This window comes from Paenibacillus nanensis (genome assembly GCF_003583765.1).
In the GTDB taxonomy this organism is placed as follows: Bacteria; Bacillota; Bacilli; order Paenibacillales; family Paenibacillaceae; genus Pristimantibacillus; species Pristimantibacillus nanensis.
On sequence record NZ_QXQA01000003.1, the window covers coordinates 98,324 to 119,317 of the forward strand.

Below are 20,994 nucleotides of genomic sequence, written 5' to 3' on the forward strand. Positions count from 1 at the left end.
CATATGAGCATAAATAAAGGCGTGGAGGAGGCGCGGTTCAAACAGCTATTAGAGCGGCTTCCGGGTTCTCCGCTCTATCGGGAGAAGCTGAGCGGTATAAATCTGGATAAAACGGGACTGGACCAGCTTTCGACGCTGCCGCTCACGACGAAGGAGGATTTGCGCAAAGCGGGAACCTATGGACACTTGGCGGTCGAGATGAACCGAGTCGCCCAATATCACGAATCGACAGGTACAACAGGGGAGCCTTCCGCCTCCTGGTTTACGCAGGAAGATTTAAGGAGAGGCGGAAGACAGATTGCAGAATGCGGCGTAGCGTTAACATCGGACGACCTTGTGCTGGTGAGATTCCCGTACGCGCTTGCGCTGCCCGCATTCTTAATGCAGCAGGCAGCATGGCAAACGGGTGCCGGAGTCGTGCCGGCAAGCGGGCGAACCGTCGTTACGCCGAACCCTAGAGTGCTGAATCTGCTGCGTCGTCTCGGAGTCACCGTCATGGCGGGTCTACCTCGCGAAATGGAGCTGCTGGCCGAAACGGCACGGCTGCTCGGCATAGCGCCGAACTCGGATTTTCCCGAGCTGAGAGCCATTTGCGTTGCAGGCGAATTAATGAGCGACGGACGAAGGCGGCATATTGAGAATCTGTGGGGCGTTCAAGTGTTCAACATGTATGGCTCGACGGAAACCGCCAATATCGCGACCATGTGCCGGTTCGGCTCCATGCATATCGTGGAGGAGGATTTTATCGTCGAAGCGCTTCGGGAAGACGGCGCGGGCCCAGCGGCTCAAGGCGAGCGGGGATATGCGGCAATTACGACGCTGACCCATCAAGCGACACCGCTTCTGCGTTATTTTAACGAGGACATCGTTTCGATCGAGTCTTCGGCTTGCTCTTGCGGCCGGCGCGGAGGAATGCTTCGTCATTACGGCAGGAGCAAGGACCGGATTCGAATCGGCGGGGCCGTGCTGGATGCCTATGACATCCAAGAGGCCGTGTATGGCTTATCGCCCGTGCCCGATGCGTGGAAGGTTTACGAGCAAGAGGAAGGCCTTCTGTTTGCCCTGGATTCGCATGATGCCGGCGGCTGGACGGAAGAACGACTCCGCCAGGACCTGACCAAAGCGCTGCGCGTGCCCGTTTCCGTCCGGCTAGTCAAAGACAATCAATTGCTTGACCGCTCCATCCTTGTAAATAACGACCCATCGACCAAGCCGGTTTATATACAAAAGCGAGAACAGAAAGGAGGCCCGATATGAGCCAGGAAGGAAAGAAGGAGACATCAGGCGAACGAAAGCTCCTTGCCAGCCGCCAATCTAAGAATGAGGACACGGTCATTCGCGTTAAAAATACCGTGATCGGCGGAGGCACGCATGTCATGATAGCCGGACCCTGCTCGATTGAATCCCGAGAGCAGCTGTCGGCCGTCGCGAACGCGATGAAAAGCGAAGGTGTGGACGTCTTACGTGGAGGCGCGTTCAAGCCTAGAACCTCTCCCTACGATTTCCAGGGACTCGGTGAAGAAGGGCTGAAGCTGATGAAGGAGGTTGCGGAACGGGCCGGAATGGTCTCGATCTGCGAAATCATGACGCCGGAGCACATCGCGTTAGCCGCTCCGTATATTGATGTGTTTCAAATCGGAGCCCGTAACATGCAAAACTTCGAATTGCTGAAAGCCGTCGGCCGTTCTCAAAAGCCGGTGCTTCTTAAGCGCGGCCTCTCCGCTACAATTGAAGAGTTTATTCTAGCGGCAGAGTACATTTTATATCACGGCAACGATCAAGTGATGTTAATAGAGCGGGGCATCCGGACGTATGAGAAATGGACGCGCAATACGCTCGATATTTCCGCCGTTCCGATTCTAAAGCTTGAGACGCATCTCCCGGTTCTTGTTGACGTCACGCATTCTACCGGCCGCAAAGAAATTATGCTGGCCTGCGCGAAAGCAGCTCTGGCGGCGGGCGCCGACGGCATTATGGTAGAAGTGCATCCGAATCCGCAGGCTGCGCTTTCAGACGCGAAGCAGCAGATGGACATCGGCGAGTTCCAGGCGTTCTGGAAGGGGCTTCGCACTTCGGGGTTGTTCCATGAATAAGAGAATCGACAGGAAGAAAGCGCAGGATGCATTGGAACGATTGATATTCGATATGCTTCTTGTCACGGATGGCCGCACTACCGATCTTCTCGAAGCGATAGTGGGCGAAAAGATGGTTGTGACCGTCATCCGTCAGCAGAGACTGACAGAAGACTCGATTGCTATGCCAGGCGTCTCTTCCAGCGCTCCTTCATACTTGAGAGAGTCTGTGTTGATGAGTGAGCAAAGCCGATTCATCGTTTCTCACAATATCTCCCTTGTCTATTCCGAGTATGTGCCTCCGGCCTTATTCGAAAAAATTGCCAGCCAGGAACTAGGCATCGGAGCAGCCATCCGAACGATTGGAATCGAATCCTATCGGCAGGTAATCGATGCGGGATACAGAAGCGCGGATGAGGCCGTCGATCTGTTCCAGCAGCCGGTCGCGCTCAGATTCCCCGATCTGAGAAGACCGGTTCCTTACAAGCAGTATGTGATGAATTTCGGCCATGTGCCGGGGATTCAGATGCTGGAATACTTTAATCCGGAAATGGTAAATCACCGTTTAATACGGGTTTACAAACAATCGATAGAGGAGGAATGACGAATGAGTGAAAAGCAGGCGAAGAGAGAAGAAAAGGAAAAAGCGATGGAGCAGGCCAGACTTGAAAAGCAGAGATTAAAGGAAGAGCAGGAGAAGATGAAGGAGAAAGAACGGCAAAAGAAAAGAAACGAGCGCCCGGAAAACGAAGAAGAGGAGTCCTCCGAGTAGCCCGCGGATCCGACCTGCATGAGATGGGATCCAAGGCCTCCCGATTAGAATGGGAGGCCTTTTTTTTGCAAAAAAAACATCACTCCTTGAGTGATGAAGAGTCTGTCCATTTTTTGTTCGTCTTGATTCTTTATTTGTTCATCTGTTTAAAGTATTCCATGCCAAACTTGATCATATGCTCACTAGCGTGCCGTACTCCGGTTTTTACGGCCGCAAACAGCTTCCCGGACGGTATGTCGGCCGGATTGCTTACATCGCCGAGCGTGTTAAAGATTTGCTTGCTGGCTTCGTTCGCGCCGCTTTTTGCAGCTGCTGTGTAGCTGCTTGCGAAACGGACGAACTCGCGCCTCAAATCGTCAAGCAATTTTGTGCCGTCGGAATTCCCTAATGCCACTAGCTTCACCCCCTCCCGAAAAACAGAATGAGCCGAACAGAGGACCGCATTCTAGCTATCAGAACGGTCAAGCAATTGGGGGCTGCCCGTCTGATCGGCGTCCGTCACGTCTTTCCGCATGGTAACGGCATGAACCTTGCCGCTTTGCTTCAGATCCAAAAACATTTTTAATAAAACGACAATGACGCCAGCTACGAGAATGAAAGCGACGACTCCGGCTAAAGTAAGCCCAAGAATGAATAGCACTCTATCAAAAAAACCTAGCTTCTTCATCTCCAACTTCTCATTCACTTCCTTTCTATGAAACTCCCAACAATTTAATATATGTACGAGTTTCGCCGTCCATATAGGTACATGGATAACGTTCATAGCATTTCCACCATTGTCCACTCAGCATTTTCTAGGATGCATATAAATAGAGTAATAGAATGGATAAGAAAGCAGGTGCAAAACGGTGCATCACGGTGTCTTTCGGCGCACGGCGTCCCTTGCGATGCTGGCAGCGCTTCTCGTTTTTCTCCAAACGGAAAGCATGCCCGGACTAGGATGCTGGGGGCTCTGCGCTATATTGCTCTGGCTGGATAAAAGTATGCGGCCCTTTTTAATCACAACAGCCTGCTTGGGGATTGGGGTTTTCCTTTACTTGTCTGTTAATTCTTATAGGGTCGGCGATTGGAGCCGGGAGGAGCTTCGCATTCTGTACAACCGGTTATCGCTCTTGCTCATTCTTCTGCCGCTGGCCGCGCTAGCGCTATGCAAGCGAGTTCCATTTATCCGGTATTGGCGGAAGCCGCAATGGAACGAGAGGATAAGCGTTCCGTTCATATGGTCGGGTTATCGGGAAGTGAACATAAGGTTGTTTCTAATCCTTTCATTGACAGCCGTAGCCATTGGCTTTATGCCTTTTGTGATCGCGAGGGGATGGGGGCATTTTCAAGAGGTATGGCTTCTTGCCTTCCTATTTGCTTTCGCCAATGGATTAGAAGAAATGGTTTGGAGAGGGGCTATGCTTACCCGGTATGCCGAACAAATGGGCGACATATGGGCCGTTGCCGCAACAAGTCTTGGCTTCGGCTTGCTGCATTATTCGGTCGGGTTCCCTTGGTGGGCCTGTCTTGTCTACGCAATCGGCGGGTTGTACTTTGGCGGGATCACGATCAAATCGCAGAGCATGCTTCCCGTCATCTTGTGGCATGCGGCGATTAATGCGCTGATGGTATTTGGCGGATTATTGAATGTATGATTAGTTCACTGGACAGCGCTTGGCAGCCAAGCGCTTTTTTTGTTTTCGTCAAGCGCGGTGTAAAAAGAGAGGAATGGTGCGGATTCCGCTGACATACAAAATATAGAGCCAAGGGAGGAGGTGCGTATCCATACCAAATCCAGATCATAATAAAAAACTTAAAAAAGTCAGCATATCCGAGCGAAATCGTAAAGTATGGATCCGAATTATACGCGGCAAAAGGGGGCCGGCAGGTCCTCCAGGTCCTCCAGGTCCTCCAGGTCCGCCGGGTCCCCGCGGTCCGCGGGGAAAAGACGGGAAGCGAGGCAAACGCGGGCCGGAAGGACCGGTTGGTCCAATAGGGCCGACGGGAGCGACGGGACCTGCTGGAGTGACGGGGCCGGCGGGAGCGATGGGACCAGCTGGAGTGACGGGTCCGACAGGTGCGACGGGACCAGCTGGAGTGACGGGTCCGACGGGAGCGACTGGACCTGCTGGAGCGACGGGACCAGCTGGAGTGACGGGTCCGACGGGAGCGACTGGACCTGCTGGAGCGACGGGACCAGCTGGCGTGACGGGTCCGACGGGAGCGATGGGACCTGCTGGCGTGACGGGTCCGACGGGAGCGACGGGACCTGCTGGAGTTGCGGGTCCGACGGGGGCGACGGGACCTGCTGGAGCGACGGGACCTACTGGAGCGACGGGACCAGCTGGAGTTGCGGGTCCGACGGGAGCGACGGGACCTGCTGGTGTGACGGGTCCGACGGGAGCGACGGGACCTGCTGGAGTTGCGGGTCCGACGGGGGCGACGGGACCTGCTGGAGTTGCGGGTCCGACGGGAGCGACGGGACCAGCTGGAGTGACGGGACCGACGGGAGCGACGGGACCTGCTGGAGCGACGGGTCCGACGGGGGCGACAGGTCCAACAGGCCCTGCAGGAGCGACTGGTCCAACTGGAATCGGTGCGACCGGTCCAACTGGACCGACAGGCCCGACTGGTCCGGCGGGAGGACCGCCGGGTCCAACGGGTCCGACCGGGCCGACAGGGGCAACTGGCCCCGCAGGATTGACAGGTCCAACCGGACCGATTGGTCCAACGGGTGAAGCTGGTCCGACTGGAGCAACTGGCCCAACAGGCCCTGCAGGAGCTATTGGTCCGACGGGACTCGGTGCGACCGGCCCAACCGGCCCGACAGGCCCGACCGGTCCGGCGGGAGGACCGCCGGGTCCAACGGGTCCAACGGGTCCGACCGGGCCGACAGGGGCAGCTGGCCCCGCAGGATTGACAGGTCCAACCGGCCCGCCGGGTCCAACGGGTGAGGTTGGTCCGACTGGAGCGACAGGTCCAACAGGCCCTGCAGGAGCGACTGGTCCAACTGGAATCGGTGGGACCGGTCCAACTGGACCGCCGGGTTCAACGGGTCCAACCGGACCGACAGGGGCAGCTGGCCCCGAAGGAGCGACAGGTCCAACCGGCCCGCCGGGTCCAATGGGTGAGGTTGGTCCGACTGGAGCGACAGGTCCAACAGGCCCTGCAGGAGCGACTGGTCCAACTGGAATCGGTGCGACCGGTCCAACTGGACCGCCGGGTTCAACGGGGCCAACCGGACCGACAGGGGCAGCCGGCCCCGAAGGAGCGACAGGACCAACCGGACCGATTGGTCCAACGGGTGAGGCCGGCCCGACTGGAGCCACAGGCCCTGCAGGTGAGGCCGGCCCGACTGGAGCCACAGGCCCTGCAGGTGCGGCAGGAGCAACTGGAGCTGCAGGACCAACGGGTCCGGCGGGCGAGCCTGGTCCGACTGGTCCTGCCGGACCGACAGGCCCTGCTGGCCCAACGGGATTGCAGGGGGTAATCGGACCGACGGGTCCAGCGGGGCCTCAAGGCGATATCGGCGCTCAAGGCCCGGCAGGTCCGACGGGACCGACGGGAACGCAGGGAGCAACCGGAACAGCCGGTCCGACAGGAGCTACCGGAGAGACTGGACCGACGGGGCCGCAGGGTGAGCCCGGCTCCCAGGGGCCGACCGGACCAGCAGGTGCTATTGGCCCCCAAGGTCCGGAAGGGCCGACGGGACCGGTAGGAGCAGACGGATCGCAAGGTCCGACGGGCCCTGCAGGCGAGGTTGGTCCGACAGGACCTCTGGGACCTGTCGGACCAACGGGTCCAACAGGTTCGCAAGGCGCAACGGGCGTGCAAGGACCGGCGGGGCCGGCAGGCGCGACAGGCCCGACGGGCGAGGGGGCAACCGGTCCGACAGGTCCGACAGGAGCGACGGGGCCGACCGGCGCAACCGGCCCAACCGGTCCGGCGGGGGGCCCACCTGGCCCTACCGGTCCAACGGGACCGCCTGGACCAGCGGGGGGACCGACGGGTCCGACAGGCCCAACCGGCCCGACCGGCCCTACAGGACCGACGGGGCCTGCCGGAATTCAGGGTCCGCCGGGTCCAACGGGTCCGACAGGCTCGCCCGGAGCGACCGGCGCAGCCGGTCCGCAGGGAGCGGTAGGTCCGACGGGTCCGACTGGACCGCAGGGAGCGGCAGGACCGACAGGCGCCCAAGGGGCAACCGGTCCGACGGGAGATACAGGTCCGCAGGGAGAACAGGGACCGACTGGTCCGCCGGGAGCGACAGGAGTGCAAGGAGCGGTCGGCCCGACGGGCGCGACAGGATCGGAAGGTCCGCAAGGCCCTGCAGGCGTTCCGGGGCCTCAAGGTCCGACAGGCGCGGCCGGACCGGCAGGACCGGCTGGAGCTACGGGTCCGGTCGGGCCGATCGGACCGCAGGGCGAGGTTGGCCCGACGGGGCCGGCGGGCGTCCAGGGGCCAACCGGAACACAAGGTCCGACGGGCGTTATCGGTCCGACTGGAGCGCAGGGTCAACCCGGCCCGGTCGGTCCGCAAGGCGCGACGGGACCGCAGGGCGCGACTGGCCCGACGGGAGCGATTGGGGCTACCGGTCCGGCAGGTATTCAAGGCGAAGCCGGCTCTACGGGTCCGACTGGCGCCCAAGGACCGACGGGGCCGGCAGGAGTTGTTGGGCCAACCGGTCCGGCCGGTCCTCAAGGATCGCCTGGTCCGACAGGTGTGCCTGGTCCAACAGGTCCGCCGGGGGAAGCCGGTCCAACGGGGCAGGCAGGCGAAGCGGGGCCGATTGGCCCGACTGGCCCTCAGGGGCTTGTCGGTCCGACAGGCCCGCAAGGACCTCAGGGTGATGCGGGGGCGACGGGACCGGCCGGAGCACAAGGTCCAGCCGGCCCGCCAGGCGCAGAAGGGCCTCAGGGTCCGACAGGCCCGACAGGAGAGGCTGGTCCGACTGGTGCCGCTGGCCCGGCGGGGCCGCAAGGTCCGACCGGTCCGGACGGCTCGCAAGGCCCGACTGGCCCGCAGGGTCCGCAAGGCGTAACCGGCCCTACTGGACCGCTCGGACCTCAAGGCGCGACCGGTCCGTTCGGCGAACAAGGGCCGCAAGGCGAGATCGGACCGACGGGAGCAGTTGGTCCGCAAGGCGAAGCCGGCGCGACAGGCCCAACGGGTCCAGCAGGGGCGACCGGTACGCAGGGACCGACCGGCCAACAGGGCCCCGCTGGCGAGCAAGGTCCAATCGGCTTCCAGGGCGTTCAAGGCCCGACCGGGGAACAAGGCGCGACGGGCCCAACCGGCCCATTCGGAGCAACAGGGCCGGTCGGTCCGCAAGGGCCGCAGGGCGAAGCCGGGGCGACGGGCGCAGCGGGCCCCACCGGACCGCAAGGCCCGGCCGGCGTCACGGGCCCGACGGGACCGATCGGCGCGACGGGCGCGCAAGGAGGGATCGGCCCGACAGGCCCAACGGGTCCAACCGGGTTCGGCGTGACCGGTCCGGTTGGTCCGACCGGTCCGCAAGGGGAGGCTGGGCCGACAGGACCGCAAGGCCCGACGGGGCCAGCTGGAGGCCCGCCGGGTCCGACAGGACCTACCGGTCCGGAGGGGCCGACCGGTCCTGCTGGTCCAGCTGGAGGACCGACGGGTCCGACGGGTCCAACCGGTCCTGCCGGCGAGACCGGCCCAACCGGTCCGACGGGGGAGACCGGCCCAACAGGAGCCGCAGGCGCGACGGGCCCGACCGGTCCGACGGGCATGCCTGGCCCAACAGGAGCGCTTGGTCCGCAGGGTCCTGCAGGAGCCACGGGCCCAACCGGACCGCAAGGCACGCAAGGGCCGACCGGCGTGCAGGGCCCAACCGGACCTCAGGGAGAAGTTGGCCCGACGGGCCCGGCGGGACCGCAAGGCGCTGCCGGCGCGACGGGTGCCGATGGCCCGATTGGCCCGACAGGCCCTGCCGGCCCGACCGGCGCAACGGGAGCGGCAGGAGCGGATGGCCCGATCGGTCCGACCGGCCCCGTCGGTCCGCAAGGTGTTGCCGGTCCCACAGGAGCGACAGGTCCAATCGGAGCGACTGGCGCGCAAGGACCGGAAGGACCGACCGGCGCCACGGGGCCTGCCGGCGGTATCGGTCCCGCCGGACCGCAAGGCCCGCAAGGCGTAACCGGCCCGACCGGGCCTCAAGGGGCGCAAGGTCCGGCCGGCGATCAAGGCCCGACCGGTCCGCAAGGCGAACCGGGCGCTACCGGTCCGCTCGGCCCTCAGGGGCCGGCCGGCCCAACCGGGCCTGCCGGCGATACTGGCGCAACCGGTCCAACCGGCGCGACCGGACCGGCAGGCGCGACAGGTCCGACGGGGCCGCAAGGAGTGACGGGGGCGCAAGGCCCGACCGGCGAGCAAGGGGTTACAGGCCCGGAGGGCGCGGCAGGTCCGACCGGTCCCGCCGGCCCAACCGGCGCCCAAGGGCCGACCGGCGCGACCGGGCCGATCGGCCCGACTGGCCCGCAAGGTCCGCAAGGCGTAACCGGCCCAACCGGACCTCAAGGCGTTCAAGGTCAAGCGGGTCCGCAGGGATCGACGGGCCCGACGGGTGACACCGGTCCGACGGGGCCGGCGGGACCAGCGGGAGCGGCTGGGCCGACAGGAGCAGCTGGAGCTGTAGGCCCGACGGGAGCAACCGGCCCAACGGGTCCGCAAGGTGCGGTCGGTCCGACAGGCCCGGCTGGAGCAACAGGCGTGCAGGGGCCGACTGGCGTGCAGGGACCGACAGGTCCGACTGGCCCCATCGGCGTCACAGGCGCGACCGGCCCGACGGGAGTTACCGGCCCTACAGGGGCGACTGGCCCTGCCCCTTCTTTACAGTTCGCTCAAACCGCGGTTCCGCAAAATATTCCGCTCACGGGAACGGAAACGACAGTACTGAGCGTGGGAGTAACGGCTTCCGCGGGTAACCGGGTTAAAATCGACACTTCCCTCCAAGCGAACGCGATCATTGCCGCCGGCAATCCGCGTCTGGATTATAGAATTAGAATTTATCGAACCGCGACGCTGCTGGCTGAATATCGAACGGAACAGAACTTTTTGGGGGGCAGCGGGAACCAGCGGTATATCGAGTCGGCTACATTTGTTGACGCTCCTCCCGCCGGCTCGCATACGTATCAGATTCGGGTAGCGGTCATTACGGCAGACAGCATTACTTCCCTAAGTGTGGAAACGCGGGCATTGAACACGCTATTGTTTGCATAGCTTTTGGCAGCGGCCGAGATGGGAGCGTATGAAGATGATAAGCATCAGTTTATGTCTAATTGTCAAAAATGAACAATCGACCTTAGGCCGCTGCCTCGATTCGGTGCGCGAAGCGGTCGACGAAATCGTCATTGCCGATACGGGCTCGACCGACGGCACCAAAGAGATTGCGGCGAACTATACGGACCGGATCTACGATTACCGCTGGTCCGACGACTTTGCGGCAGCACGCAACTTTTGTTTCGATCAGGCGCAGACCGATTATATATTATGGCTGGACGCCGACGACGTCCTGCTGGATGAGGACCGGGAGAAGCTGCTCCGGTTAAAGAAAGAAATCAAGGATACCGTAGACGCCGTCTCGATGATTTATCATTACGCGTTCGACGAATTCGGCAACGTGACGCTGAGCCTTCGCCGCAACCGGCTGGTAAAGCGCGCGAGAGGCTTCCGGTGGCATGGGCCCGTGCATGAGTATTTGGCCGTGAGCGGGTCGATCCTGAGCAGCGATATCGTTGTGACGCATCGCAGAACGCATGTGCAGTCGGCAAGAAATTTAACCATTTTCGAAAACAGAATGCGGCGGGGAGAGCTCTTCTCCCCCCGCGATCTGTATTATTACGCCAACGAGCTGTTAGACCATGGGATGGACGAAAAGGCGGCGGATAAGTATGAACAATTTCTCGCTACCGGACAAGGCTGGTCGGAGGACGTTATTTCCGCTTGCCTAAAGCTGGCGGACATTTATTCGCGCATGCGGCAGCCTGAGAAGCAAATTGCGATGCTATGGAAAACGTTTGATTACGGTGAGCCAAGAGCGGAATGCTGCTGCAGGCTCGGTCATTTTTTTATGGAAAGAGACAGGCCGGAGGAAGCGTCCTTCTGGTACCGGCTTGCGACCAGGCTGGAGAAGCCGAAGGACTGCTGGGGATTCCTGCAGGACGCGTATTGGACATGGGTGCCCCATTTGCAGCTGTGCGTCTGCTATTGCAGAATAGGGGACTTTGGCAAAGCCTATTACCATAATGAGATGGCCGGGCGCTATCGGCCGGATGATCCGCATGTGCTGCACAACCGGCGTTATTTGGAAGGAGTGCTTCGCAATGAAGCGTTATGACGGGACGCTGGAACGACTGACAATCGTTCAGGTGGCGCCGGACTATTACCCGATCCCTCCTCTTGCCTACGGCGGCATCGAGCGGGTCGTGCATACCCTCACAGAGCAGCTTGTCAGACTTGGGCATCGTGTCATCCTTTACGCCCCCGAAGGCAGCGTAACCTCCGCTGAGCTTGTGACATATACCCACAGCGGGGGGAACCCGGGGATGATTCGAGACAAGGTGGTCCGCACTTTGCCACAAGACGTCGATATTATTCACGACCATACGCATTCCTCCGTTATTGGCAGATTAGAGCTCCCGATCCCGACTGTCTGCACGCTGCATGCGACCGTTAACAACGGCGTCGCGAACCCCGTCTATTTGAGTGAGAGCTCGCGGCGTGCGGCAGGGGGGGGCTCGGGGCATTATATTTACAACGGCATTGACCCGGAAGACTTTGACTTCTCGGAGGAGAAATCCGATTATTTGCTGTTTATGGGAGTCATTAGCCCGCATAAGGGAGTTCACCATGCGCTGCGCATCGCGGAAGAAACAGGACAGAGACTTGTGCTGGCGGGTCCCGTATTCAGCATGGATTATTTCCGCTCCGAAATCGAGCCGGCGCTTCGCCGCAATCCGAGGCTGGAATATGCAGGAGAGGTGGGAGGAGCGGATAAAAGGCGGTTGCTGAAGGAAGCGCGGTGCATGCTGTTTCCGACCTGCTGCGAGGAAGCGTTCGGGCTTGTCATGGTAGAGGCGATGGCCAGCGGGACACCGGTTCTTGCGCTTGCGAACGGCGCCGTTCCGGAGGTGATGAGCGGCTTTCCCGAGCTTATTTGCCGAGATGTCGAGGAGATGAAGGAGAAGCTGGCTTTAGGACTTTTTCCGGAAAGCCGCGACTTGAGGAATTACGCGCTCAGAATGTTTACCCATGAGGAGATGACCCGCCGTTACGTGGAGCTGTACCGAAGGTTGATTGATACGAACATAGCAACTAAGAATGAGAAGATGCAGCAAGAGATTGTTAGCGACCAATTGGTCATTCGTCTATGTGAAGCCATTATGCGGGATGAAAAATCGACGGTTGGACAAAAGCTTGCGGCGTGCGATGAAGCGGCCGAGCTGTGGCGGCTCCGGGAAGAGCCGGAGAAGGAGAAGTCCTATGTATTCCGATCCTTCGAATATGCCGCGCCGCGCGCCGAATTTTGCTGCAGGCTCGGCTATCTCTATATGAGAATGGAGGATTACGCCAAAGCCGCCTATTGGTATCGTCTCGCGACGCAGCTCGAGCCTCCTGCGGAAAAGGGCGCGTTTTACATCGAAGCTTGCTGGACCTGGCTTCCGCATGTGCAGTTATGCGTTTGCTGCTATCGGCTGGGAGATGTGGAGGCGGCCTACCGCCATAATGAAGCGGCGCGCGCGCTAAAGCCGGACGATCCTCATGTTATTTATAACAGATCGTTTCTGGAGCCGCTGGTCACGGCTCGAGGTCCGGAAGCGGATCATTTCGAGGAAGTGGAGCTCGAAGGCGCGAACGGCTCCCGCTTTCGAATGTCGTTAAGGCTTCCCGGCTTCATTGAAGAGACCATTCGGGAACGAGGCGGGTGGGAGACCGGATTAGCCCGCCTGATTGCCCGTCGTATGAAAAATGGAGGAGTGTTTGCGGATATTGGGGCCAATATCGGCTTTCACTCGTTATACATAGCCAGCATAGGAGAATCGGTGCATTGCGTAAGCTTCGAGCCTCACCCGGAGCTTCATCTTCAATTGAAAGAAAACGCGGAGCTGAACGGATTTACGAATCTAACCGCCTATGAGTGCGCGGTCGCCGATGTGTCGGGCGACATCGATTTTCGTCTGCAGTCGATGAACGCATATAACCGCGGTCTTTCAGGGTCCATGCAGTCTGTCTCAACCGTTGACAACGCGTTTACCGCGGCTCGAGTCGCCGCCTTAACATTGGACGAAGCGTTGAGCGACGACCAAAAGAACCGGGTACGGGCAATCAAGATCGATACGCAAGGCATCGAATTTGAAGTGCTGCGCGGGGCCGCTGAGACCGTACGCCGGTCGAGACCGCTTGTGGCGTTCGAATACCATGCTTACGGCACGCGGCCGCTCGAAGAAATGATGGCGCTTCTTCCCGGCTACATGATTTACAAGCTTCAAGCGTGGACCGGGGAGCTGAGGCGGCTGGAAGAAGAGGATCCTCCGGATTTCGAGCAGGATTATATCGCCTTACCGGATGAGGACCTGCTTGAATGGGGTCGGTCCGAAGACTAATTTCATCACGTATCCCGGATGAGGGGCTGTCTCGAAGCAGACGGCCTTATTTTTTTGCGGAACGCTCTTTATTTTTGCCAATCGCTTATTGACAAGATTTCATGAAATCATTATAGTTAGGAATGGCTATGATAGTGATAATCATTTTCATATGTAACACCATTTTTTTACGAAAGACGAAAAGGGGCAACGAACATGAAAAAAGCATTTACTTCTATTCTTCTTCTGCTTGTGCTCGTGATAAGCGCTTGCGGCAACAACGCCGCGAATGTGCAGAACGAAACGCCTAGCGCCAGCCCGTCCAATCAGGCGACGAACGCAGGCAATTCGAACGGTAACGATGGAGGAGCAGGTAACGCAGCCAATTCGGGAACGATTACTTATCAGTCCGAGAACGGTCCAATTGATATCCCTGCAAATCCGCAGCGTATTATCGCTTTGACGAACGCGCCGAATGTAATTTCCCTTGGCGGCACGCTAGTCGGCGTAGATGAGTGGACGAAAAAAAATCCTCTGTTTACAGAAAAGCTAGAGGGAATCGAAACGGTGTCGGAAGCGGATTTGGAGAAGCTGATCGAGCTTGAACCTGATCTGATCATTGCGGGCTCCCATATGCAGAACCTTGATAAAATAGGGGAAATCGCACCAACAATCGTTTATACTTGGGGTAAGCTGGATTATTTGGCGCAGCAGCTGGAGATCGGTAAAGTACTGAACAAAGAAGCGGAAGCGCAGGCTTGGATTGACGACTTTACAGCTCGCGCGAAAGCGGCTGGCGAAGAAATCAAAGCGAAAATCGGCGAAAATGCTACGGTATCCGTCTTCGAATACGATACGAAGGATTTCTATGTGTTCGGCAATAACTGGGCCCGCGGCACAGAGGTGCTGTATCAAGCCATGGGCCTCGGCATGAACGAAAAGGTGAAGCAGGACGCGCTTGGTCCCGGGTATTACACGCTTTCGAATGAAGTGATCGCGGATTATGCGGGCGATTATATCGTGTTAAGCCGGGTAAACGGCTCGAACAACGCATTCCTGGAATCCGAGACGTGGAAAAACATTCCTGCCGTCAAAAACAACCGCGTCATCGAGCTGGATACGGAATCGATCAGCTACAGCGATCCGACAACGCTTGAATATTTGCTCGATATTTTCAAAAAAGAATTTTTGGCAATGCCATAAGAATGACCTCGAAAAAAACACGCCGCCTTTGGCGTGTTTTTCGTTACCATGCAGAATCGGGCACCGAAAGTCGGATTCCAACGTATGAGCCGTGATATCGTAAGGTTGAAAGGAGGTGGCGATAGGATGCTAGAGCATTGGAATCGCGCGCTTGCGTATATTGAAAACCATTTGACGGATGATATCGCCATAGAAGAGGCGGCCCGGATCGCATTAAGCTCGGAATACCATTTCAAACGGATGTTTTCCATGTTATCCGGCATTCCATTATCGGAATATATCCGGCGCAGACGGTTGACGCTCGCCGCGTTCGAGCTGCAGCGCGATAACATAAGGGTAATTGATGTCGCGGTCAAATACGGCTACCAATCGGCCGACGCCTTCACCAGAGCGTTCCAGACCATGCATGGCATTACGCCTTCGGAAGCGCGGTCGAAGGGACAGACGCTGATATCCTATCCCCGCATGACCTTTCAATTAACGGTTAAGGGAGGAATCGGCATGAACTATCGAATCGTAGAGAAGGGACCGTTCCGGATTGTCGGCATGATGAAGAGGGTGAGCATTCAATTTGAAGGCGTCAATCCGGAGATTGCTGAGATGTGGGCAAGCTTGAATGAAGAGAGGATCGCGACGCTGAAAGGATTATCGAATATCGAACCGCAGGGGATGATCAGCGCATCTGCGAATTTCTCCGAAGGGCGGATGGAGGAAAAAGGCCAATTGGATCATTACATCGGAGCGGCGACGACGAAGGAAACGCCTGAAGGCATGGACGCGCTCGAGGTGCCGGCTCTCACTTGGGCCTTGTTCGAAGCGGTCGGGCCGTTCCCGGAGACGCTGCAAGACGTATGGGGACGCATTTATGCCGAGTGGTTTCCATCATCGGCCTATGAAGCGGCAGAGGGGCCGGAGCTGCTGTGGAATGAATCGAAGGATACAACGCTGCCTCATTACCGCAGCGAAATTTGGATTCCGGTCGTGAAGAAGCAATAACGGAGGATGCCTAAAAAAAATAGCATGCGATTCCGAAAATGGGATCGCATGCTATTTCCTATTTTAACCGGTTCTACTTATCAATCGTGATGGTGGATACGCCGTTTGCCTTGACGAAATCGACCGTATAGCCGAGAAACTCCGTCAGCGCTCTCAGCTTGACATAGGAACGGCCGTTTTTGAGCACGACGCCATTCGAGAAATAGGTGAGCTCCCCGTCCCGTTCGAGCGTAACTTCTTTCTTGTCCGTGTTCCAAGTCACTTCGTATCCAAGCGCTTCTCCGATCGCTTTTAATGGAACATAGGAAGTCCCGTCTGCGATATAAGGCTTGCCCAGCTCAGAAGAGAGCTTCAGCTCTTCTCCGTTAATCAAGATGCGGATCGGGTCCTGGAACTGCAGCTCGCTTGCTCTCATGATCAGACCGTTATAGCCAACGAAGATGTATTTGCCGTACGCTTTGACGCCGTCCTTCATGATTTTCGAACCGCTTACGGCCAAGTCGGCTTGCGGAATCCGAACCTCCCGCCAAGCGATGCCGTCTTGCGACACATAATAAGCATCATAGTTTACATATTCACCGTTTATTTCTTTCATGGAATCATTGAGGGCAACGAAATAGCCGTCGAACGAAGTGATAAATTCAAAATTATCGTTTTCTCCTAAGTTCGTTTTACTTTTCGTCCACTTCATGCCGTCCTTGGATACATATACTTCATTGGCACGGTATTGGTCGACCGCGATATATTGCTTCCCGTTCCAAGCGATTAACGCTTGATCGATTTCGATCGTCTGCACCGTCGACCAGGTCGTGCCGTTTGTCGTTTGCATAATTTTGGTTGATCCGACGCCATCCGAAAAATCGTGAACGCGGACTGCGCCGAGCAGCCGTTTGCCGTCCCAAACCGAGGAAGTAAGCCAATAAGTGTCTTTGCTAACGCTCTCTACCTTCGTCCAATTTACGGCATCTTTGGAGGTATAGACGCCGTCAACTTGAGAGGACGCGACAAAAAATTTCCCCGTCCACACGATATTTCTTAAACCGCCGTATTGATCGCGGAAAGGAACCTTCTCCTTCTTCCAGCTGACTCCATTTGCCGATGTGTATATGCCGCCGTTAGCGGCCGCGACGAATTTGCCTGCGCCCCATACGACATCGAATAGATGCGTTCTTCCGAGACGTTCTTGGTAGGGGAACGGGTTGCTGCCCTTCCAGGTTATACCGTCATCCGTATAAATGACCATGCCGTTTAGACCAACGGCTACCGTTCTTTTGCCATTCGTTGCGATCCCGCCAAATTCCGTACCGTAGGAAGTCCCGGCTAAGCGGTAGCTCCAGCTTGAACCGTCCTTCGTGAAGATCGAATACGTTCCGTCCGGCGAATCCTGCCTATCGTTGGAGCCGATGCCGGCAAAGCCGCCTTTAACCGGATAAAGGATATAGATGTTGGCCTGCAGGTTAGCGAGATCATGCTTCTTCCAGTTGACGCCGTCCGTTGATGTATACGCCACCTGTCTGGCAGCTCCTTCGACCATGTCGGTATAACCCGTCGCAATAAAGGTGCTCCCGTTATGTACGATGAAGGTTAACGTAGCGCCGGCCGGCGATTTGCTTTGCTTCTTCCAGGTTACGCCGTCAGCCGACGTGTAGATGCCGTTGCCTACACCGATATATTGATTGTTTGCCCAAATACGATATTGAACTCCTGCAGCGGTATCGTATTTTTTGGAGGTCCATTTCAGGCCGTCCTTCGAAATTCGAACCGTATTGTCGTCATAGCTGGTTAAGAAATACGTGTCATGCGCAAAGCCCAGCGCGAAATAACCGTTCTTCTGCAAAGTGACCGCTGTTGTCCAGTTTTCTCCGTCTTTGGAGGTGAAAACCTTCGAGGTTCCGAGCGCGACAAATTCGTTATTGCCCCAAATGAGCTGCTGAATCGGTTCCCCTGGCTTGAAGCCGATCTTCGTCCACGTTAAAGCGTCCTTCGAGATAAAGGCTTCGGCCGGCTTGTAGCTCGCATCGTTCTCATAGGCTGCGTTTGCGCCGAACATCACATACTTGCTGCCGTCCCATTCAATGGACGTGAGCTGATAATTTTGAAACTTCGAAAGCGCCTTCCAGCTTTGGCCGTCCGTCGACTTCATGACGGTTCCATAAGGACCGACGGCAACATACTCTCCGTTGCCGAATGCCAGCGCATACGGCGTTTCGGAGCTGAACGTCGTATCCAGCGTCCAGCCGTCGCCAAGCGTAACAGCCGGCTCTTGCAAGGTGATCGAATCTTCCACGGAAGATTGCGCGTTGGCAGCGGATAGCGGCGCCAGTAACGCTCCTAACAAAATAAATGGAATGATCAAAGCTGCAATCGTTTTGCGGTTCATCGTAAAGCCTCCCTAGTTCGTATGTCATGCAGTTGTTACGACAATCGTAATTATAAGACTACAGTCCTAGGACTTCCATGAAATAAATGTCAACCGATCACCAATCGATAGAAAATGTATGGTCGAAATATTTCGAAATGTTTTTGTAACACAACTGCAACATTTAGTAAATATTTGGAGTCTCTTATATAGAGATCCCAAGGATGGATCGAATAAAGGGGGAATCGCCGTGAAGAAGAAGCGGGTATGGACGTGTATCGTTTTGGCAGGAACCTTAATCGCGGGGTGCAGCAGCGGGAGTAACAATAACGCAGCTTCCAACAGCGGGCAAAGCGCAAACAGGGCGCCTGAAAGCTCCACGGTGGCAATGGGTGATCGTGCTCCTGTGCCGCAAAAGCAAGAGGGCATGTACTTTCAGGATTACGGCACCAATCCGTTCGTTTCGGCCGAAGAGGATGCTTTATCGACCTTCGCCATTGACGTAGATACCGGCTCTTACACGATCGCCCGAAATTATATTGAGAACGGAAGCCTGCCTCCCGGCGAGGCTGTTCGTCTAGAAGAATATGTGAACTACTTCGATATGGCGTACGAACCGCCTGCCGATGGAACGTTTGCAATCCATGCCGACGCCGGCCCTTCTCCATTCGAGGATGATCATTATGAGCTGGTTCGTATCGGCGTTAAAGGCAAGGAGGTGGAACCGGAAGAGCGGAAGCGGGCTAATTTGACCTTTGTTATCGACGTGTCAGGCTCGATGGATCGGGGTAACCGCATCGATCTTGTGAAACAAAGCCTTGAGCTGCTTGTCGAGGAGCTGAATGGTGATGATACGATCGGCATTGTCGTTTACGGTTCCACGGCGCATGATGTGCTGGCTCCGACAGCGGTAGAGGAACGGGATCGCATTTTGAAGGCGATAGGCGGCCTGACGATTGAGGATTCGACGAATGTGGAGGATGGTCTTCTCCTCGGATACCGGATGGCGAACGAGTCGTTTGATCCGGCTGCGGTGAATCGCATTATTTTATGCTCAGATGGGGTAGCCAATGTCGGGGAAACAGGACCCGAGGGCATTTTGGAAAAAATCGAACGTTATGCGGAGGAGCAGATTTATTTAAGCACATTCGGGTTTGGCATGGGCAATTATAATGATGTTTTGATGGAGCAGCTCGCGGACAAAGGTGACGGGGTATATGCCTACATTGATGATATGCAGGAAGCCAAAAAGGTGTTTGGCACAGAGCTGACGGGCACGCTTCAGACGATTGCGCAGGAAGCTAAAATCCAAGTGGCCTTCGATCCGGAGAAAGTTGAGGAATACCGTCTGTTAGGCTACGAGAACCGCGCTGTCGCCGACGAAGACTTCCGCAACCATCGTGTAGACGGGGGTGAGGTTGGAGCCGGACATTCCGTAACCGCGCTTTATGCGGTTCGAACCAAGGAGCGGGCAAGCGGCGAAATTGGCAAGGTGACGATTCGGTATAAAGAGCCCGAAAGCGAAACGTTTCAAGAAATGACTTCCGCGATCCGCTTATCCGGCGAGTTGTCCATAGAGTCGCGATTTCTGGCGTCGGTCGCAAAGTTCGCGGAGCTGCTGAAGGATGGCGGGGAAGAGGTAAACGGGAATGTGCTTTCCGAGGTGCGCCGTTTAGCACGCGATTCGGCCGGCAGCAAGGAGCAGGAAGCATTCGTACAGCTGCTCGATCAAGTGATGGAGCTGCGTTAGAGCTTTCACGCAAATAGGTCCGGAAGACGCCGTTCCATGGCGCTTTCCGGACCTATCTGTTTTAGCCCTTCAATTTATCGTAATCAAGCGTTTGAATCGTGCCGTCTTCGTTATATTTCAGCTCGGTGAATTTCACGGAGCGTTTGTTATCGGCTCCGCCGGAGAGCGAGCTGTCGTGATAGAACAGATACCATTTGCCTTGGAATTCAACAATAGAGTGATGAGTCGTCCAGCCGAGCACCGGCGTCAAAATTTTGCCTTTGAACACGAAGGGTCCCGTCGGGCTGTCGCCGACCGCATACACAAGATAGTGCGTGGAGCCGGTGGAATAAGACAAATAATATTTGCCGTTATACGTATGCATCCACGGGCCTTCGAAATAACGTCTCTCTTCGTCGCCCGCAAGAATCGGGTTGCCGTCCTCGTCCACGATCGAAATTTCTTTCGGCGCTTCTTTGAACGTCAGCATATCGTCGCTAAGCTCAGCCACGCGCGGTCCAAGTGCAGGAGCGTCCGGCGCAGGGCCTTCCGCATCCGGCACAAACGATCCGGTCTGCCATTTCTCGAGCTGGCCTCCCCATAGCCCGCCGAAATACATATACGCCCTGTCATCTTTATCGATGAATACGGCCGGGTCGATGCTGAAGCTTCCCGGTATGTAGTCAGGCTCTGGCTTAAACGGTCCGGAAGGGGAGGAGCTGGTCGCGACTCCGATTCGGAAGATGCCGTCATGGTCTCTTGCCGGGAAGAACAGGTAATACGTATTGTTCTTGTAAGCGGCGTCCGGCGCCCACATTTGCTGCTTCGCCCACTTCACATCTTTAACATGAAGCGCCTCGCCGTGGTCGACGCAAGGACCGTCCAAGCTTTCGATCGAAAGAACATGGTAGTCCTCCATATCGTATTGGTCTCCGTTATCATTGGAAACCATTTCATGGTCAAGGTCATGGGACGGATAAATGTAGAGTTTCCCTTCGAATACGTGCGCGGACGGGTCGGCTGTATAAATATGCGTCACTAACGGTTCGTTTTGCTTTGGCATTTTATATCCTCCTCAAATCTATCATATGTAAACGCTATCCTTCTAATTTTACCAAATCAAAAAGGCGCGATAAACCCATAAAAAGTATGTCTAATACCAAAATTATTATACATTTATCCTACTAACTGACGGGTTGAAAAAAATCGGATTGCTGTAAGGGGGGCCATTCCGATATAATTTGAAGAATCAGGCATAGGACTTAAAGGAGTAGAAA

15 protein-coding genes are annotated in these 20,994 nt (G+C 56.9%); 11 read left to right on the top strand and 4 right to left on the bottom strand.

Features of this window, described 5'->3' with window-relative positions:
• Positions 1–3 precede the first annotated feature (3 nt).
• Genes D3P08_RS06695 through D3P08_RS27225 form a run of 4 tightly spaced genes read left to right on the top strand, consistent with a single transcriptional unit; the run spans position 4 to position 2,844 of the window.
• Complete coding sequence (locus D3P08_RS06695; RefSeq protein ID WP_119598687.1) at positions 4–1,257, top strand: phenylacetate--CoA ligase family protein; 1,254 nt, start codon at positions 4–6, stop codon at positions 1,255–1,257.
• Positions 1,254–2,093: a bifunctional 3-deoxy-7-phosphoheptulonate synthase/chorismate mutase gene (locus D3P08_RS06700; protein ID WP_119598688.1), complete on the top strand. Its 840-nt coding sequence runs from the start codon at positions 1,254–1,256 to the stop codon at positions 2,091–2,093. The genes D3P08_RS06695 and D3P08_RS06700 overlap by 4 nt, the downstream gene beginning before the upstream one ends.
• Positions 2,086–2,676: a chorismate pyruvate-lyase family protein gene (locus D3P08_RS06705; protein WP_119598689.1), complete on the top strand. Its 591-nt coding sequence runs from the start codon at positions 2,086–2,088 to the stop codon at positions 2,674–2,676. The genes D3P08_RS06700 and D3P08_RS06705 overlap by 8 nt, the downstream gene beginning before the upstream one ends.
• Before the next feature lie 3 nt (positions 2,677–2,679).
• Positions 2,680–2,844 carry a hypothetical protein gene (locus D3P08_RS27225; protein ID WP_162848387.1) on the top strand — a complete coding sequence of 55 codons (165 nt, stop codon included), beginning with the start codon at positions 2,680–2,682 and terminating at the stop codon, positions 2,842–2,844.
• Positions 2,845–2,974: 130 nt separating this feature from the next.
• On the opposite strand, the gene D3P08_RS06710 is transcribed toward D3P08_RS27225, so the two are convergent.
• Entirely contained in the window at positions 2,975–3,238 is a 264-nt protein-coding gene (locus D3P08_RS06710) for a hypothetical protein (RefSeq protein ID WP_119598690.1), read from the bottom strand.
• A 51-nt stretch (positions 3,239–3,289) separates the two neighbouring features.
• Positions 3,290–3,529 (bottom strand): hypothetical protein, encoded by a 240-nt coding sequence (locus D3P08_RS06715; protein ID WP_147381780.1) that lies wholly within the window; start codon positions 3,527–3,529, stop codon positions 3,290–3,292.
• A 352-nt stretch (positions 3,530–3,881) separates the two neighbouring features.
• On the opposite strand from D3P08_RS06715, the gene D3P08_RS06720 reads away from it, so the two are divergent.
• From D3P08_RS06720 to D3P08_RS06770, 6 genes are all read left to right on the top strand, one after another.
• Positions 3,882–4,481, top strand: coding sequence for a CPBP family intramembrane glutamic endopeptidase (locus tag D3P08_RS06720; RefSeq protein WP_162848388.1), 600 nt, complete (start codon positions 3,882–3,884; stop codon positions 4,479–4,481).
• 391 nt (positions 4,482–4,872) lie between these two features.
• The gene (locus D3P08_RS27075) at positions 4,873–10,068 is read left to right on the top strand and encodes a collagen-like domain-containing protein (RefSeq protein ID WP_206098926.1); all 5,196 of its coding nucleotides are present in this window, start codon (positions 4,873–4,875) and stop codon (positions 10,066–10,068) included.
• Between the two features lie 34 nt (positions 10,069–10,102).
• Positions 10,103–11,185: a glycosyltransferase family 2 protein gene (locus D3P08_RS06755; protein ID WP_119598695.1), complete on the top strand. Its 1,083-nt coding sequence runs from the start codon at positions 10,103–10,105 to the stop codon at positions 11,183–11,185.
• The gene (locus D3P08_RS27230; protein WP_162848389.1) at positions 11,172–13,451 is read left to right on the top strand and encodes an FkbM family methyltransferase; all 2,280 of its coding nucleotides are present in this window, start codon (positions 11,172–11,174) and stop codon (positions 13,449–13,451) included. Before D3P08_RS06755 ends, D3P08_RS27230 begins: the two co-directional genes overlap by 14 nt.
• 195 nt (positions 13,452–13,646) lie before the next feature.
• Positions 13,647–14,633, top strand: a complete 987-nt coding sequence (locus D3P08_RS06765; RefSeq protein ID WP_119598696.1) for an iron-hydroxamate ABC transporter substrate-binding protein — start codon at positions 13,647–13,649, stop codon at positions 14,631–14,633.
• A gap of 126 nt (positions 14,634–14,759) precedes the next feature.
• The gene (locus D3P08_RS06770) at positions 14,760–15,629 is read left to right on the top strand and encodes an AraC family transcriptional regulator (protein WP_119598697.1); all 870 of its coding nucleotides are present in this window, start codon (positions 14,760–14,762) and stop codon (positions 15,627–15,629) included.
• A 73-nt stretch (positions 15,630–15,702) separates the two neighbouring features.
• On the opposite strand, the gene D3P08_RS06775 is transcribed toward D3P08_RS06770, so the two are convergent.
• A complete protein-coding gene (locus D3P08_RS06775) occupies positions 15,703–18,009 on the bottom strand; it encodes a copper amine oxidase N-terminal domain-containing protein (protein ID WP_119598698.1) in 2,307 nt (768 codons plus the stop codon).
• Positions 18,010–18,238: 229 nt separating this feature from the next.
• On the opposite strand from D3P08_RS06775, the gene D3P08_RS06780 reads away from it, so the two are divergent.
• Positions 18,239–19,738: a VWA domain-containing protein gene (locus tag D3P08_RS06780; protein WP_240647346.1), complete on the top strand. Its 1,500-nt coding sequence runs from the start codon at positions 18,239–18,241 to the stop codon at positions 19,736–19,738.
• A gap of 61 nt (positions 19,739–19,799) precedes the next feature.
• Here D3P08_RS06780 and D3P08_RS06785 read toward each other — a convergent pair whose 3' ends face one another.
• Positions 19,800–20,780, bottom strand: coding sequence for a glycoside hydrolase family 43 protein (locus tag D3P08_RS06785; protein WP_119598700.1), 981 nt, complete (start codon positions 20,778–20,780; stop codon positions 19,800–19,802).
• Between the last annotated feature and the right edge of the window lie 214 nt (positions 20,781–20,994).